Here is a 16267-nt window from a genome sequence, read left to right on the forward strand (position 1 = left end):
CATACTCCGCTGTGCAGAAACTGTGCAGGTTTGGAGCGAAAGCGCGCGGAGTTCCATAACTGTGCAGGTGCTGTGTAGGGGAATATGCCTTATTTTCTTAAGTGATTCCAGCTATTTGCTGGAATCCTGTCACCCCGACCATTTTCAATATTATTCTATAGACCGCAGTGTTGGGTCTGAATGCGTTGGCAGGTTTGTATAACTGCCTAATCACAAGCTTTTGAAATCAAAATAGGGGTCGGCGTCCGCAGAAAGCCGGCGTCATATACTTGCAAATCAGACTTGGCCGTGAATAGATGCAATCATCCATTCACGCTGGGGAACTTTATGATTCGAAAGTATTTTGCCGCCCTGTCTTTGACAGCGCTTGCCATTGCCATGCCCGCCGCCGCGCAGGTCGATGAAACTAACCGCCTAGTTGACGAAGGCATGAACAGGTCGCAGGTCATGAGCCTTGCACAGGAGATGACCGACGATATCGGGCCGCGTCTGACGAACTCGCCCGCGATGCGCCGCGCCGAAGCATGGGCCATCGACAAGTTCACCGGCTGGGGGCTGCAAAATGTCCGCCGCGATCCTTTTGATTTCGGACGCGGTTGGGAAATCGTCTCGTCGAGTGCACGGATGACCGTTCCTCGTCCGCTGCAATTGACCGCGATCCCGGTCGCGTGGACGCCGCCGACCAGTGGGGTGCTATCGGGTGAAGTGATCGTCGCGCCAATGTCCAAGCTGCGCCATTTCGACGAATATAAGGGCAAGCTTGCGGGCAAGATCGTTATGATCTCGATGCCGGGAACAGGTTCGGAGCCTGACAAGGCAGCGTTTCGCCGTTGGACTAGCGAAGAACTGGGTAAGCTTGATGCGTTCGACCAGCCTGAATATGATCCGGAGGAACTGAATGCGCGGTTGAAGCGCGTCGAATTTGTCGAAAAGCTTGATGCCTTCTTGAAAACCGAAGGCGCAATCGGCTGGGTGCGGATGTCCTACCGCGATGGCAAGCTGGTGCATGGCGCGGGCTATAATTTCCGCACCGGTCGCACGCTCAACCTGCCGGGCATTGAGCTTTCAGCGGAAGATTATCGCCGCCTCGTTCGCCTGACCAAAACTGGCCGCAAGCCGGTTATCGAGTTCGAAAACAACGTCCGCTTCGACGACAGCGACCGCAACGGCTATAATATCATTGCCGAAATCCCGGGCAGCGACCCTAAAGCGGGCTATGTCATGGCCGGCGCGCATTTCGATAGCTGGGTTGCTGGCGACGGCGCCACCGACAATGCAGCGGGCAGCGCCGTGGTGATGGAGGCCGCGCGTATCCTGAAGCGCATGGGGACGCCGAAGCGCACCATCCGCTTCGCGCTCTGGTCTGGCGAAGAACAAGGACTGATCGGCAGCCGAGCCTACACTGAAAAATATCTCGCCCGCCGCGAACCGAAGCCGGGCACCGACCCAAATGGTCTCGAGGCCTTTTACGATTGGACCTACCGTTACCCGATTATTCCGCAGCCGGGCTACAATGACCTCAAAGCCTATTTCAACATGGACAATGGCTCTGGCAAATTCCGCGGCATTTATGCGGAGGGCAATGCCGCCGCTGTGCCGCTGCTAAAGGAATGGCTCTCTCCCTTTTCGGGCATGGACGCCAGCCGTGTTGTCGCCGCCGACACCAGCGGCACTGACCATGTTTTCATGCAAGCGGTCGGCGTGCCAGCGTACCAGTTCATTCAGGACCCGCTCGATTATTCGACCCGCACCCACCACAGCAATGCCGACACGTTCGACCATTTGAAAGCCGAAGATATGCGGCAGGCTGCCGTAGTGATGGCGGGGATGCTCTGGCAATCGGCTAACAGCGCTAAAACACTGCCCCGTCAGCCGCTGCCTGTCCAACCAGCGGTTACCGATCCGTTCAAGGTCAAGGATCCTGACGAAGAGTAAGTTTATCGAATCCTCCCCACCGATTCACGGTGGGGAGGATTAAACGTCAATGCCCCGATGAGAATTTTGCGAACAAGGTGAAACCCGTCGGGTTTTGCAGTAGGCCGCATTCTGCTTGGCGACTAACTGCAATAGGGGTTGGAAGCCAGCGGCGGGCTGTGCCCTATGCGGAAATGCCCCTTGGACTGGCGCTAATGGAAGCGTTAAAAGAGACATTCCCAAGCGAAAGCAATAAGACCCCTAAAAAGACCCTTTTTAAATGGAGGAGACGCGCCAAATTGAAGTGGCCTGATAATAAGTTATTGATAACTGGTCGGGAAAAGAGGATTCGAGCCTCCGGCCCCTGCCTCCCGAAGGCAGTGCTCTACCAGGCTGAGCTATTTCCCGACCCGCAACCGGTTTCGTCCGAAAATACCGGATGCAGGTTGCTGATATAATTTGGCGGTTTTTCGGTTTCAAGCCGATTATTTAGCAGCAAGCGGCGGTTGCCAAAATCAATGCTACGTTCTAACTTTCCCGACATGGCATCTGCACCGCATTATGAAGAGCAATATCTCGCGCTGATGCAGCGGATATGGACTGAAGGAACGATTCAGCGCGACCGCACTGGTGTTGGAACGCGGTCTATTTTCGGGGCGATGATGCGTTTTTCATTGGCGGACGATGCCGTTCCCTTGCTGACGACGAAACGGGTGTATTGGAAAACCGCGGCCCGCGAAATGCTTTGGTTTTTGACCGGAAACACCAACATCCGTCCGTTGTTACAGCAAAAGGTACGGATATGGACCGACTGGCCTCTTGCCCGTTATCGCCGCGAAACCGGATGCGACATCACACAGGAAGATTTCGAAGCCCAAATTGTCGACAGCGCTGAATTTGCGGAGAAATGGGGCGATCTTGGCCCTGTTTACGGAGCGCAATGGGTGAATTGGCCCAATTATCAGCCAGTGGGCGAGGGGCTGTTCCAGAAAATGGATAAAGGCATCGATCAGGTTAGCCTATTGGTCGAAAGCCTGAAAAACAATCCGGGTTCAAGGCGGCATATTATCGAAGGGTGGAATGTGGCTGAATTGCACCGGATGGCGTTACCGCCTTGCCACAAAACCTACCAGTTTCATGTCGCCGACGGGGTGTTAAGCTGCATTTTATTTCAGCGATCTTGCGATCTGGGCCTGGGCTTTGCTTTCAATGCTTTTTCAGCCGCGCTTTTGACCCGGATGCTCGCCGCTGTATGCGGCTATCAGCCGGGCGAGTTGATTTGGCAAGGTGGTGATGTGCACCTTTATCTCAACCATAAAGATCTGGTGGAAGAACAATTATCGCGGACGCCATCGGGAAGTCCCACGTTGAAATTGCTCCGCACACCGCAAAGTATTTTTGACTTCTGTATCGAAGATTTTGAAGTACATGATTACGCACCACAAGCCCATATTTCTGCGCCGGTCGCAGTGTGAATGCAGGATAGGTCAGTACTATTGACCTAAAGCAATGCTTGAAATAATATAACAATCGCAGACAATAAATTACCTGAGTCGTTCAGGGGGTCAGAGGCGGAGGAACAAGCATGGGGCAGCATCAAAAGGAAAATCTAGCGCCACTGCATCTGCATGTTCCCGAACCCAAATTCCGCCCCGGCGATAAAGCGGATTTCAGCGATATTGTTGTCCCCGAAGTGGACTCGATTGCGCGGCCTGACGAACATGTGGCGCCGGCGGATATTCATGCATTGGCTTATGGCCTGGTCCGCGTTCTTGATGATGGACACGCTGCAACTGGTAGCTGGAACCCCGGGCTAAGCGCCGACACGTTGCGATTGATGCTGCGTAAGATGTTGACCCTGCGTGCCTTTGATGACCGGATGTTCCGTGCGCAGCGGCAGGGTAAAACCAGCTTTTACATGAAATCCTTCGGCGAAGAAGCAACCTCGGTTGCGACCACAATGGCTTTGCACCGGGATGATATGTGTTTTCCGAGCTATCGCCAGCAGGGCATTTTAATTACGCGGGATTATCCGCTGGTTGATATGATGAACCAGATATACTCCAATCGCGGCGACCGGCTGAAAGGGCGGCAATTGCCGATCATGTATTCCGCCAAAGATTATGGCTTTTTCAGCATTTCGGGAAATCTGACGACGCAATATCCGCAGGCTGTTGGTTGGGCAATGGCCTCCGCCTCGCGCGCGGATACGCGTATTGCCGCTGTGTGGTGTGGTGACGGGTCCACTGCAGAGGGCGATTTTCACAGCGCGCTGACTTTTGCCGCCGTTTACAATGCGCCGGTCATATTTCAGGTCGTGAATAACCAATGGGCCATTTCCTCATTTTCAGGCTTTGCCGGCAGTGAACGAACGACCTTTGCCGCAAAGGCCATAGGATATGGCATTGCCGGGCTGAGGGTTGACGGGAATGACGTTCTGGCGGTTTATGCCGCGATGCAATGGGCGGCCAATCGGGCTCGAACGAACAATGGTCCGACCTTGATCGAATATTTCACCTATCGCGGGGAAGGGCATTCGACCTCGGACGATCCAAATGCCTATCGCGCCGCTGAAGAATATGCCTTGTGGCCATTGGGTGATCCGGTCGACCGGCTAAAAGCGCATTTGATTTCAACGGGCGAATGGAGCGACGAACAGCATGAAGCGCTGGTTTCCAGCCTGTCGGATGAGGTGAAGGCGAAACAAAAGGAAGCCGAGCAAAACGGCATATTGGGCCATGGTCTTCACCATCCGTTCGAAACCATGTTTGAGGATGTGTTTGAAGAAATGCCCGCGCATTTGAAAGAACAATGCGCCCAAATGCTCGAAGAGCAGCGCGCTAAATTCGGTCCGGAATGGGAGGCGCGCTGATGTCCGAAACTGCGACCAAAACCATGAACATGATCGAAGCGATCAACAGTGCGCTGGACGTGATGTTGGGTCAGGATCCGGAAGTCGTCATCATGGGCGAAGATGTCGGCTATTTCGGCGGCGTATTCCGGGCAACAGCGGGCTTGCAGAAAAAGCACGGCAAGACCCGGGTATTTGACACGCCGATTAGCGAGTGCGGCATTATCGGCGTCGGCGTGGGGATGGCCGCCTATGGTTTGCGCCCTGTTCCTGAAATCCAGTTCGCCGACTACATCTATCCCGGCCTCGACCAGTTGGTCAGCGAAGCGGCGCGTATGCGGTATCGTTCTGCAAATGACTTCATCTGCCCGATGACCGTGCGCTCACCTTTTGGCGGCGGCATTTTTGGCGGGCAAACGCATAGCCAAAGCCCCGAAAGCCTGTTTACGCACGTGTGCGGGATCAAAACAGTTATCCCGGCCACGCCTTACGACGCCAAGGGTTTGTTGATTGCGGCCATTGAGGACAATGATCCCGTTGTCTTTTTTGAACCCAAGCGCATCTATAACGGCCCCTTCACCGGCTATTATGACCGGCCAGTCGAGCCTTGGTCAAAACATGAAGGCAGCGCAGTGCCAGAAGGGTATTACCGGATAGAACTGGGCAAAGCTGCGATTGTTCGCGAAGGACAGGCCGTCACCGTTCTGACCTATGGCACAATGGTCCATGTGGTCAAAGCCGTGGTCGCCGAACTTGGGTTAGACGCAGAAATCATAGATCTGCGTACGCTATTACCGCTCGACATTGACACCATCGAGGCGTCAGTCAAAAAGACCGGACGTTGCATGGTGGTGCATGAAGCGACACGGACGAGCGGTTTTGGTGCCGAACTTTCGGCGCAGGTACAGGAACGCTGTTTCTACTATCTAGAAGCGCCCGTCGAACGTGTGACCGGTTTCGATACACCCTATCCGCACAGTCTAGAATGGGCTTATTTCCCTGGACCGGTGCGGCTGGCGCGCGCATTTGACAAGATTATGAAGGATTGAGCTGATGGCCAAATTCACTTTCAACCTCCCTGATATTGGCGAAGGCATTGCCGAAGCCGAGATCGTCGCGTGGCACGTGAAGGTGGGCGACCACATTTCGGAAGACCAGCCGCTTGCCGACATGATGACCGACAAAGCAACGGTTGAAATGGAGAGTCCGGTTGCCGGTGTCGTGACCAGGGTTGCAGGCGATGCAGGCGATGTGATTGCCATCGGGTCCATGCTGGTCGAAATCGAAACGACGAGTGACGTCAACGACGTCAGTCAGGAACCCCCAGAAACCGAGGCGGCACCCGCCAAAACAAAAATGGTCGAGGATGAAATGCCCCAAGCGCATGTGCCCGTGCCCGTCGCCATTCCTGTCGAGGCGGCAGCTGAAACGGCTCTGGAATCCGACGATGCGGCCCATCATATCGTCACTGCATCACCCGCCGTGCGCGCTCGAGCGAAGGACCTGGGTGTTGATTTGAGTGACGTCAAGGCGGCAGGCGGGCATGTTCGCCATGCAGACCTTGATGCTTATTTAAACTATGGTTCGGGGCAGGGCTATCGGGCGCCACATAGTTCGGCCAAACGCCATGATGAGGTCATCAAAGTGATTGGCATGCGCCGGCGTATTGCCGATAATATGGCTGCATCGAAGCGCCATATCCCGCACTTTACCTATGTTGACGAGATCGACGTGACGGCCATCGAGGCCATGCGCGCGGACCTGAACGACAACCGCGGAACGAAGCCGAAGCTGACCCTTTTGCCGATGTTGATCGTTGCCATTTGCAAGACAATCCCTCAATTTCCGATGCTTAACGCCCGTTTTGACGACGAAGCCGGCGTTGTTACGCGGCATGGTTCGGTGCACCTGGGGATGGCAACGCAAACGCCCGCGGGCCTGATGGTGCCCGTCATTCGCGATGCCCAGGATATGAATATCTGGCAATTAGCGATTGAAATCAGTCGTTTGGCAGACGCTGCGCGCAATGGCACCGCGAAAAGCGAAGAGCTATCCGGTTCCACATTGACGATTACGTCGCTGGGACCGCTTGGCGGGATCGCAACAACGCCAGTTATCAACCGTCCGGAAGTGGCCATCATCGGGCCAAACAAGATCGTTGAACGGCCGATGTTTGTGGGAGACAGTATCGAAGCGCGCAAGTTGATGAACCTGTCGATCAGTTGCGATCACCGGGTCGTCGATGGCTGGGATGCGGCGAGCTATGTGCAGGCGCTTAAGAAGCTGATTGAAACGCCGATCCTGCTTTTTGCGGACTAAAACTTGAAGCCGGCGAGGCTGTTCTGGTCGAATTTCAGCTTGAAGGTGACGAAAGGACCGCTGCGGGTGTAGCGGCTTTCTTCAAAATCACGGTCTTCAAAGCCGACGACATTGTAGCCAAGCGAGATATTCGCGTTCTTGAAGGGCGTAACGGTCAGCACGGGACCGCCTGAATAGGCGATGTTCTTGCCGTTCGTGCCAATGCGAACGGTACCGGCAGCACCGATATCCGCGACGTCACTCAGGTCGAATTTCAGATCGGCGCCAACCACGTTGCTCCAGCCTTTGACATCGTCTTGGCCGAAACGGTCGGTGGTATAGCGTGTGCCCCAGAAGAAGGCATATTCACCACGTTCGATGAAGCTGCCGTCTTGCTCGTCAATCGGCGTGTAGTTGACCGACAGGCTGTTGATGACACGGCGCGATTTTGCGTCGCCATCGATATTGAGTGGCGCGCCACCAATAGGCCCGGCTTCACCTGCAACAGCGTCGCGCACTGCGTCATACCGGAATTCAGTCTTGTTCAGGACAGACCATTGGCTGTCGGCAGGGCGGTGTGCCCAGCTGATTTCGGCCTGCGCTGTGGTCGTCGATGCGCCGCCTTTTTCATTGGCGCGGAACCAGCTAAGGGCACCACCCACGGCACGGCCTTCGCCAATCTGGCGCAGGATAGCGGTTGTGAAGCCGTAGCGGTTCGTTGTTTCGCCGTCGCGATATTCGCCGCGGCCTGTCCAGCTCCAGCGGTCACCACGATAGGTTGCGCCAGCGGTGATCGCGGTAAAGTCTTCGGTCAGGCTGCCGTCGCTTCCCAAGAAGCCGCCCGACGCGACAGGCTGCAAGGGGTTGACCACATCGGCACGGCTGAACCCGCCCAGCGTCTTGTTCCCGTCAAGTGTCAGGTCCGCCGACCATTTTTCGCTTATGCGGAAGGATTGGGCAAGGCCATAGGCCGCGAAGGTGCGGGGACCGAATTCGGTGATTTGCTGCTGGTTCGCGCTGGCCAGAATGCGGCCACCCGCCCATGGCGCGACGTCGAACCCGAGACGTGCGGTGCGTGCATCAATATTTTCGCCTTTGGCGATTTCATAACCGGCGACAAGGGCAACATCGGAACGCACGGCATAACGCGCAGAGACGATGTGACGGGCAGGGAAGTCGACGCTTTCGTCTTGATCGCTCAGCGCGAATTCGGTCTGACCCGATAGCTCCAGCTTTCCGTCCAGCAAACGCTGCGATGCGCCCAGTTTCACCAAGGTCGAAATATTTGTGGTGCCATCGGCCAGCTTGTCATTGGCATGCGTGAGGCCAGCGCGCAGCGTCGTGTTGCCATCGCGATATTCCAGTTCACTAATGGCGGCGCGGCGGCGGGCGTCTTCCCCGAAAAATTCTTCCTGATAGGCGAGCAGCGATGCCGACAGCTTTTCCGTCAGACGCATGCGGCCGTCGACGCCGAACTTGCGTGTGCCGATTTCCGAACGGTTGATCTGGCCTACGCCAAAGCCGGCCTGCTGTTCGCGGACATAGGCAAGAATGTCCAACTTGTCGTCATGATGCTCGGCCTCCACCAGCCATGCTGTAGCGCCACTGGAAGAGGATGCCGTCGTCTTTGCTTCACCAGATGAGCCTGCAAATTCGGCTCGAATTTCGGTGCCGGTGGCAGGGCGATAGATCAGGTCAGCGCCCAACAGGTCGGTTTTTGCGGTATCGCTTTCGTCGTGGATGCCCGTGGCCGCAATCTGCAGCTTTTCGTCGGCACTCTTCCAGCGGACGCGTCCACCGGCGTTGGCCACGCGCTTGCCAATGCCATCGACTTCATATTCGGCGATGATGAATTGCGGATCAAGGCCGCTGCCGCGCGAAAGGATAGGCTCGCGAAAACGCAGAGTTCCAGCGAGGTAGTCGATGTCGTAATCGATATGGCGGAACAGCGACTTGCGATCGACAATGCGGTCGGAACGCAGGCGGTCGCGCGTTTCCAGCAATATGCGTTCGCTGTTCGCGATTACGTCCCGCGCGCCGAGTGCATAGGGGCCCGACAGGCCGTTGCCCTGGATCTCGTCACGGCGGTACCGTGTGGGGGTGTCCGAACCGAATGCAGTCGCCTGGATGGCATCGTTGCGATATTCGGCCTTCACGCCGTTGAACGCCCGCTGGTACCGTGCAAGCTCTGGTTCGTCGATACCGGTCTGGTAATCGCCAAACAGCGCGTAGAATTGCGGGCGCTCCAGCTTGAGGTATAGGCGGCGGACCGATGCAGCGTCATAGCGCTGGTCGGTGCGGTCGGCGTAGATAGTGTAATAGCGGCGCGGGTCGATAACGCCGGCAAAGCGGGTCTGGTCTTCCTTCTTGTCGGTGTCGTAGGCCATCGTCATCAGCCATTTGCCTGTGACACGGCCCTTTGCGTAAAGCGCGATCCGTCCGTCGACGTTGATGGGATCATCGTCGCCAACCTGTTCTTCCAGACCTTCTTCCAGCTTGTTAAATCCGATTGTGCCCGCGGCAAAGCCAACAACAGTCCAAGGGCGATCGCCCGGATCTAACCAGGTTTCGAAACGCTGTTCGCGGCGCACTTCGCCGTCGACAAAGTTGAAGCTGATGGCGAGCGATCCGGATGCGGTCGTGGGCTCCAGCTCGATATAGGCAATGCCGTTGTCGCCATGCACGCGCCAGACGGGTGCTGCGCGCTCCAGGCCGGACAATTGACGTGCCTGTTCGGTACCCACCTCGACAGCGGGGCGATAGGGCTCAGTCACGCTGAAATCGCCCACAGATCCATGCTGGATCGGTTTGCCCAACCGGTCCGTCAGGCGCACGGCGATGCGTGGCCGTGTCACACCGTCGGCAAGCAATACCGACTGGTCTTTTAGGAACTGCGCCCGCATCGGGGCGTGGGCGAAGTAGACATCGCGTTCCAGCGTCTCGACTACGGCGCCCGAACCGTCCTTGATTTTCGCGGTCAGTTTCGTGGTGCCATCTTCAATGCCGACCCCGCGCCAGATGGCGACCAGCACTTGACCGTCCGCACTTTTCTTCGTGCCGTCATAATTCAGCGCGTCGACCTTCTTGCCGTTCGTCAGCAGTTCGATCGTCTGGCCGGGGCGGTATTTGATGGCGACACGGATCGATTTGACGCGCGGGTTCTGGTCCGTCGCGGGGTAGAGGAAACCAGTGCCGGGTTCCTGTCCAGCAAGCCAATCGCGATCTGCACCCGCTGCTTCAGGATCGCTCAGGACCGGGGGAAGCGGGGTGGAATTTATACGGCTATCCGTGCGTTCCGCGGTTTCCACAGCGCGGAAATCGGCGCGTTTCAGGCTGCCGCCCCGTCCTTCAACAAAGCGGGAAATAGCGCTGCCTGCGCTACGTGTGTTCTGGGCGCAATCGACCGGAGCCTGATTGGGCGGGAAGCTTGTAGGATCGATTTGGACGACATGGATGCCGGGAATCAGCCCCTCAAAATGATAACGTCCGTCTGTGTCGGTGACGGTGTAGGTGCCGTCCTGCAACATCACGCGAACCCCGGCGATGCCCTTTGCTTTGCGGGGGTTGATCGTGCATCCGCCTTCGGTCACGCGGCCCACCAGAGTGAAGCGTTCGCTGATGCCGTCGCGAATGATGCGCACAGCTGCATCGGCCTGCTCGCTCGCAGCACCGCGATTGTCACGCGCATTGGCGAGATTGATTGCATTTCCGGGCCGCGCATCCTGACGCACTTCGGCAAGATAGGTGAGCAATCCCGATCCGCCTCCCGTCAAAGGAGGGACAGCGACCGAGAAGCTGCTGCCGTCGGGCGCAACCGTCGGCGTTACCGTAATTCCCTGATACCGAACGCTATTTTGCCGTAACCGCATGGCGTTCGGTAGCTGGTCGGTGATTGTCACCGGCCCGGTGTTTCGAATTCTGTCCGTATTTTGGACCTCGACACGATATTGCACCACGTCGCCAGGCGTCGCGGTGACCGTGGAAGTCGACTTTCGAAGTGACAATACGCCGCCGGGACGATCCAGCGGGATGTCAATGCGCACGGGGGCAGGGTCGGACAAGGTAATTGTCCCCCCGTAGGAGCCCTGTGCGATGACAAATTGTCCCCCGTCGGGTCGTGTCAACGCCGCCAGTTCGGTCGGCGTGGCCTGCGACGGGAACGTATACGGTCCCGGAGGCGTGACAATGAGCCGGTAGGTTCCTTGTCGTAAAAATGGAAAGCGGTAAAATCCTGAAGTAAATGGATAAATTCTACCGCTACCGTCGGTTACGGTGCTTCCCGTCACAATTGTGCTGGGAAAGGGGGAGACGCCATCGTCTCCGAAAACAGGTGCAGGTGCACCTGTGGCTGCATCGACAATCGTGACTGTCGTGCCATCGACAGGCGCGCCATCGCCACTGTCGAATGTCAATCCAAAGGGATCGACCAGAATTTCCACCTCGGCATCGCCCAAACGATTGCCGGTCGACGTATCGTCGAATTCAACGTTGACGGTATCACCCGGATTGATCGAAAGTACGCAATCACCTTGCACCGGAACGGGCGGAATTGCGCGTGTGTTGACGAATCCGTGAAAGCGGCCGCTATTTGCGGCCGATTCGGTGAACGTAATGCGCTCCCGATCGCCTGTGGGCGTGACAACGACCACTTCAAAACTGTCTATGGCCGTCGTATTCAGATTTTTGGCCGCTGCGTCCATCTGGATGACCAGTGGTTCGCCGGCGCGAATAGCCGTTGCGGGTACCAGGCTTGCCGGCGTGGTGCTCAATCCAGCATACACGCCCTCAAATCGTATCGGAGTAGGGCCATTATTGCCCGTACACACCGTACTCGGTAAATTTACCGACGATGCGCCTTGCGTATTGGAAAATCGCAACAAAGTGAGCGATGTTGTCGGTACCGGAGCGGGTTCAACCGCAAATTGGACCGTATTTGACGTCCGTGACAGCCGCTGGACACCCGCATCCCACTCTACAGTGGCTGTATTGGTGATAATTTGCGGCGTCGTTTGCGCGAACGCAGGTAAGCAGGCGACAGGAAGCATGAGTCCTGTCGCCAGCACACCGGCGCATCGGTTAATGATTTTGGTTAAAGGTCCCATTTTTATTGAAAAGGGCGACGTCGACATGGTCGCACGCCGCCCCCATTTTTCTTTTAGTTGATTGTGGCGCGGAAAATAAGCGCGCTGGCGTTACCGCCCGCGATATTATTCAACGTGCCTGCCACTGTATTGGCTGGTGTGCCGAAGCTGCCACCATCAGCGTCCGCAGCATCACTGACAGCCGATCCCACCGTCGTACAGGTTTGTCCTGCGCCCGGGCTCGTCACTGTGCCATTTACGAAGATCGTACCAGCCTGATAGGTCGTATTGGTCGGCACAAGGTCAGAAATGGTGATGTTCGTTGCCGTCGCACCACCCGCAGCGTTCGCGACCGAGATGCAATATTCAACCACAGCGCCTGGAACAGACTTGAAGTTGCTGGCGCTCACGCCGTCGCTGATGATCCGGCTTGTTTTGAAGACGCTCAAGACGGCTGCTTGGACCGTATAGTCGTCGGTCGCAACATCGATACCGTCACGCGCAGCCGAAGTGCCGCCGTTTCCGGATTTCACGGTGTCGGCGAAAATGGTTTCCACCGTACCGGCGCCGTTGACTGTGGCATCCGTGGCGACCGTGATCGCCGTACCATTGCTGTTCAACGCGGCAGCACTCAGCGAAACTCCAGCTATTTGGCCATTTGTCGCCGTCAGTGGAATATCGCCGAGTACAAGGATTGTAGTGTTCGCATCGGCTATCAGATCATTGACTGTCAGTGTCGCGGTCGCCGTACCGATCCCACCATCGCATGCGTTGTCGGCGTTCGCATCGAGGCAAACCAGCAAATTGGTGACGTTAAACCCATCCGTTCCGCCATGCGCGGCCGTTCCGCCCACCAGTTGCGATGGTGTGATCGTGAAATCGAGCGTATCGTTTGACGTGTTGGTCAAAATGAAGGTCGTAATCTGAGCGGTTTGGCCCGGGTTCACTGACGTTGTGCCGGTCGGTGTTTTTTCCGCGAGAGAAAAAATCACTTTACGGTCAACGACAAAATTATCAGAAGCCGTTTGTTGCGTTTGTGCAACGCCGCCCACCTGGAAATTCACGCTTACATTGTTAGTTATGCCCGTGCCTTGCGCCGTACCTGCTGCAAATGCCGGTGCGGAGCACAGCATAACCAAAGATAGCGACGATGAGGCAACGAGCAGCTTAAGCTTACTGGTCATAGCTTTTACTCCTGTTGCATTTTATTGATTGCGCCCACTCCGCCGCAATCGAGACGGTTTCGCGGGTCATTTTACAACTCCGCGAAATATCAATTTGCCCTCCGCACCTGCGGTCAGCGGTTGATTCAGATTCCATTTTATATGTGTGACATCGCTGCGTTGAGCTGCTCTGGTGGCGCCATTTTCTTTCGCAATTCGCAGATTGCCAAGGAGTCCCCAGCTTTTTCCTCCGTCAATGGATACGACTTCCAGCCCGTCCGATGTGCCATCAAAGGTCACGGCAGCTGGTAAAGGGTTCGTCACGACGAAATTGTTCGCTGTGGCTGTGCTGACATTTTTATATCTGACGACAAACACGAGATTATCGCCAGGTGTCACCATTTTGGGCTTTTCCAGAACGACTGTTTTTGTGCCATCGTTGCGCGATATCGTGCGTTCGACAAAAACATCGCTGCTCAATTGCAACGGCGTTGCCGCCGCTGCAATCGATGCGCCGGCTAATGCGGCCAAAGCCGCCATAATTTGAACGATCATCTTCATGGGATGAGCACCTTAAAAGTTACAGTTCTTGTTTGACCGGCAGGTACGTTGCCAGCTGTGATCCGGATCAGAGTGCCGTTGAAGGTACCGGCATCGGCATCGGCGGCGTCGGTAAGGGCAATGGCCTCCAAAGTCATGGAGGCGGTTTGATATTGCGAACCGACAGGAATAGGGTCGGTGATGACCAGATTGTTCAGCAGGCCAGTGCCCGCGACCGTCGCGACCAACGAATAGGTTACAATTGCGCCGGGAACCGGGCGGTTGCCACCGAACGGATCCAGGATGGTAGCCGTTTTGTTCAGCGTGACCGAAGTGGCTTGTACTGCCAGAAAACCGCTGGCCAAACTTTGCGCGCCAGTCGTCCCCACAACGGCATTACCGCCGCCTTGACCTGCATTGGCAAAGCTGGTTCCAGGCGCGCCTGTCCCGGTCACGGCCGCCGCTGCTATGCTGACATTGGCCCGATTGGTGTCGACAACGCCAGCAGGGGTTGAGGTTATTACAAATACGGTGATATTCTGGTCCGGTGCAATGACCGGGTCGTTGATCCCAGCGGTATACACGACATCCACACCCGCGTCGAAAACGCCATTACCGTTGGTATCGATGACAATTTGTTGCAGGCTAGGGTCGAAATCGTCCCCACCATTTGCAACAGTGGCGGTAAGGGCAAATGCTTCATCCCCGTTGCCGGTGTTGGAGACCCGGAAACTCTGAACATTTGATGTTTGCCCGGGTGAAGTTATGACATCGCCAGGGTCGGATGATGACACCGTGACGTCAAGAAGTTCATCGACCTTGATCGTGACGGTGTTGGATTGGATGGTCACAGGACCGCCTGCCGTATCAAAAGTCGCCGATGCGACGTTTTGAATGTCGGTCCCTGCCAATGTACCCGCTGCATAGGCGGCATTGGGCATCGAAATTACCCCAACCGAAATTGACGTCAAAAGCGCGTAAATGCAACTTTGCCGACGTAAGCTATGGCGCGAACGAATATGATATCTGGTCTTCATGACCTACCTTATGCCGCAACAACGTCAAGAAACCGTTAATCTCAGGCACATCAGTTAACCACCTTAACTATATGAAAATAAATAAGAAACACGTGGTGCAAACGGTAAAAAATTGTAAAATCTTAAAGCATATAACTTTAGATATAGCATAGGACGTCGTGACGTCAAACTGCTAAAAAATTGGCTGTTTGCCGATGAAATTACGGGTCGCAAAATCAGAATATTTCGTACGGAAAACGATAGAATATTGACGCTGCAATTTTTCCATTTGTTACAATTTCGAGAATAGCGACAAAGAGCGTTGACAGAATCTGTCCTCGCTTCTAGTGCGCCTCCACCGCAAGTTAGCGGGTGTAGCTCAGTTGGTTAGAGCGCCGGCCTGTCACGCCGGAGGTCGCGGGTTCGAGCCCCGTCACTCGCGCCACCTCTCATAAATTCAGGGTAAAGGTGGCGCTTTGAACGATCCGGTTTCAATCCAGATCAATAATGGCCGCAAAGGCGCGATCCAGATAATCCCTGCGACCAGATAAATGACGCCCTGCGCCAATATATGCATCTGGCCGATATATTCCGACGCGCTCACAATCAGGATTGCCCACAGCAAAATGATCCCCAATATGGTCAGCATACCGGCAGGTTTGCGCCATGACGGCGGGGTGAGTGGCTTGGTCATAATGTTATCCAGGATTTTTCTGTCAGCATGGCGTCGAGCGGAATGTCCCAAGGATCATGAGGCAAGACCGCTGCATGCTGTATGGACCAGCCAAGGCCGACGGCAAAGCTGTTTTCCAATAGACTAAGCGCGCGGTCATAATGTCCGGCACCCTGGCCAAGGCGCATCAAGCGGTCGTCGAAAGCGACCAGCGGCACCAATATAACATCGGGCTGCACAACTTTTGCATTGGTATCGGGTTGCATCAGGCCAAAGGCCCCAACAATCAACGGTTCGCCCGGCGACCACCGTAAAAAACGCATCGGCGCACTTTTCGATGTGACATGGGGCAGGGCGATCTGGCAGCCCTGCTGATGGGCTTGGACTAATAAACGTGCAGGATCGGCCTCGGACCCTTTGGAAACATAGCCTGCCAAGGTTACTCCCGCTTGCAAATGCCTATTCAAAAGGCTGGGAATATGGGAAAAGGAAAGGGACCGGTCATTACCGTTCAGATCTCGAACAAAATCATCTCTGATCTGGCGGTATCGGGCACGTTGTGTCTTTTTGTCAGCAACGCCGTCCACAATATCAATGTCCCTTCAAAGGGTTAGCGGAACCACAATGGGTCGTTTCCCGGAATATCCTCTGACGCCAAAACGTCAGGTGGGCGCCGTTTAGTCTGGACCACGGTCCAAACAGGGACAGCTCCCTTAGATAAATAATCGCCT

11 protein-coding genes and 2 tRNA genes are annotated in these 16267 nt (G+C 55.7%); 6 read left to right on the plus strand and 7 right to left on the minus strand.

Going from position 1 to position 16267, the window contains the following annotated elements; translation table 11 throughout:
- Positions 1-327: 327 nt before the first annotated feature.
- Positions 328-1935, plus strand: coding sequence for a M20/M25/M40 family metallo-hydrolase (locus ACEW72_RS06925; protein ID WP_373475652.1), 1608 nt, complete (start codon positions 328-330; stop codon positions 1933-1935).
- A 310-nt stretch (positions 1936-2245) separates the two neighbouring features.
- Here the strand turns inward: ACEW72_RS06925 and ACEW72_RS06930 are convergent.
- Positions 2246-2322 (minus strand) — tRNA-Pro (locus tag ACEW72_RS06930).
- A 134-nt stretch (positions 2323-2456) separates the two neighbouring features.
- Between ACEW72_RS06930 and thyA the strand changes: the two genes are divergently transcribed.
- The 4 genes from thyA (at position 2457) to ACEW72_RS06950 (ending at position 7084) form a co-directional block, all read left to right on the plus strand.
- Positions 2457-3389 (plus strand): thymidylate synthase, encoded by a 933-nt coding sequence (thyA, locus tag ACEW72_RS06935; RefSeq protein ID WP_373475653.1) that lies wholly within the window; start codon positions 2457-2459, stop codon positions 3387-3389.
- Positions 3390-3499: 110 nt separating this feature from the next.
- Positions 3500-4786, plus strand: a complete 1287-nt coding sequence (locus tag ACEW72_RS06940; RefSeq protein WP_373475654.1) for a thiamine pyrophosphate-dependent enzyme — start codon at positions 3500-3502, stop codon at positions 4784-4786.
- On the plus strand, positions 4786-5814 hold the full coding sequence (locus tag ACEW72_RS06945; protein ID WP_373475655.1) for an alpha-ketoacid dehydrogenase subunit beta: 1029 nt from the start codon (positions 4786-4788) through the stop codon (positions 5812-5814). The genes ACEW72_RS06940 and ACEW72_RS06945 overlap by 1 nt, the downstream gene beginning before the upstream one ends.
- A gap of 4 nt (positions 5815-5818) precedes the next feature.
- On the plus strand, positions 5819-7084 hold the full coding sequence (locus tag ACEW72_RS06950; protein ID WP_373475656.1) for a dihydrolipoamide acetyltransferase family protein: 1266 nt from the start codon (positions 5819-5821) through the stop codon (positions 7082-7084).
- Here the strand turns inward: ACEW72_RS06950 and ACEW72_RS06955 are convergent.
- The 4 genes from ACEW72_RS06955 to ACEW72_RS06970 form a co-directional block, all read right to left on the minus strand.
- On the minus strand, positions 7081-12165 hold the full coding sequence (locus ACEW72_RS06955) for a hypothetical protein (protein ID WP_373475657.1): 5085 nt from the start codon (positions 12163-12165) through the stop codon (positions 7081-7083). The two genes, ACEW72_RS06950 and ACEW72_RS06955, sit on opposite strands and share 4 nt — an antisense overlap.
- Positions 12166-12218: 53 nt before the next feature.
- Entirely contained in the window at positions 12219-13328 is a 1110-nt protein-coding gene (locus tag ACEW72_RS06960) for a hypothetical protein (protein WP_373475658.1), read from the minus strand.
- 66 nt (positions 13329-13394) lie between these two features.
- Positions 13395-13868: a hypothetical protein gene (locus ACEW72_RS06965; RefSeq protein ID WP_373475659.1), complete on the minus strand. Its 474-nt coding sequence runs from the start codon at positions 13866-13868 to the stop codon at positions 13395-13397.
- Positions 13865-14818, minus strand: coding sequence for a hypothetical protein (locus ACEW72_RS06970; protein WP_373475660.1), 954 nt, complete (start codon positions 14816-14818; stop codon positions 13865-13867). Before ACEW72_RS06970 ends, ACEW72_RS06965 begins: the two co-directional genes overlap by 4 nt.
- Positions 14819-15231: 413 nt before the next feature.
- On the opposite strand from ACEW72_RS06970, the gene ACEW72_RS06975 reads away from it, so the two are divergent.
- Positions 15232-15308, plus strand: a tRNA-Asp gene (locus ACEW72_RS06975).
- Between the two features lie 12 nt (positions 15309-15320).
- Here the strand turns inward: ACEW72_RS06975 and ACEW72_RS06980 are convergent.
- A complete protein-coding gene (locus ACEW72_RS06980; RefSeq protein ID WP_373475661.1) occupies positions 15321-15557 on the minus strand; it encodes a DUF2842 domain-containing protein in 237 nt (78 codons plus the stop codon).
- On the minus strand, positions 15554-16123 hold the full coding sequence (locus tag ACEW72_RS06985) for a 5-formyltetrahydrofolate cyclo-ligase (protein WP_373475662.1): 570 nt from the start codon (positions 16121-16123) through the stop codon (positions 15554-15556). The genes ACEW72_RS06980 and ACEW72_RS06985 overlap by 4 nt, the downstream gene beginning before the upstream one ends.
- Positions 16124-16267 lie beyond the last annotated feature (144 nt).

This window comes from Sphingorhabdus sp. (genome assembly GCF_041737645.1).
Lineage (GTDB): Bacteria > Pseudomonadota > Alphaproteobacteria > Sphingomonadales > Sphingomonadaceae > Sphingorhabdus_B.

Bases quoted from the DNA above. Each gene is read 5' to 3' on its own strand.
- ACEW72_RS06925 (WP_373475652.1), top strand. From the start codon at position 328: ATGATTCGAAAGTATTTTGCCGCCCTGTCTTTGACAGCGCTTGCCATT.
- thyA (WP_373475653.1), top strand. From the start codon at position 2,457: ATGGCATCTGCACCGCATTATGAAGAGCAATATCTCGCGCTGATGCAG.
- ACEW72_RS06940 (WP_373475654.1), top strand. From the start codon at position 3,500: ATGGGGCAGCATCAAAAGGAAAATCTAGCGCCACTGCATCTGCATGTT.
- ACEW72_RS06945 (WP_373475655.1), top strand. From the start codon at position 4,786: ATGTCCGAAACTGCGACCAAAACCATGAACATGATCGAAGCGATCAAC.
- ACEW72_RS06950 (WP_373475656.1), top strand. From the start codon at position 5,819: ATGGCCAAATTCACTTTCAACCTCCCTGATATTGGCGAAGGCATTGCC.
- ACEW72_RS06955 (WP_373475657.1), bottom strand. From the start codon at position 12,165: ATGGGACCTTTAACCAAAATCATTAACCGATGCGCCGGTGTGCTGGCG.
- ACEW72_RS06960 (WP_373475658.1), bottom strand. From the start codon at position 13,328: ATGACCAGTAAGCTTAAGCTGCTCGTTGCCTCATCGTCGCTATCTTTG.
- ACEW72_RS06965 (WP_373475659.1), bottom strand. From the start codon at position 13,868: ATGAAGATGATCGTTCAAATTATGGCGGCTTTGGCCGCATTAGCCGGC.
- ACEW72_RS06980 (WP_373475661.1), bottom strand. From the start codon at position 15,557: ATGACCAAGCCACTCACCCCGCCGTCATGGCGCAAACCTGCCGGTATG.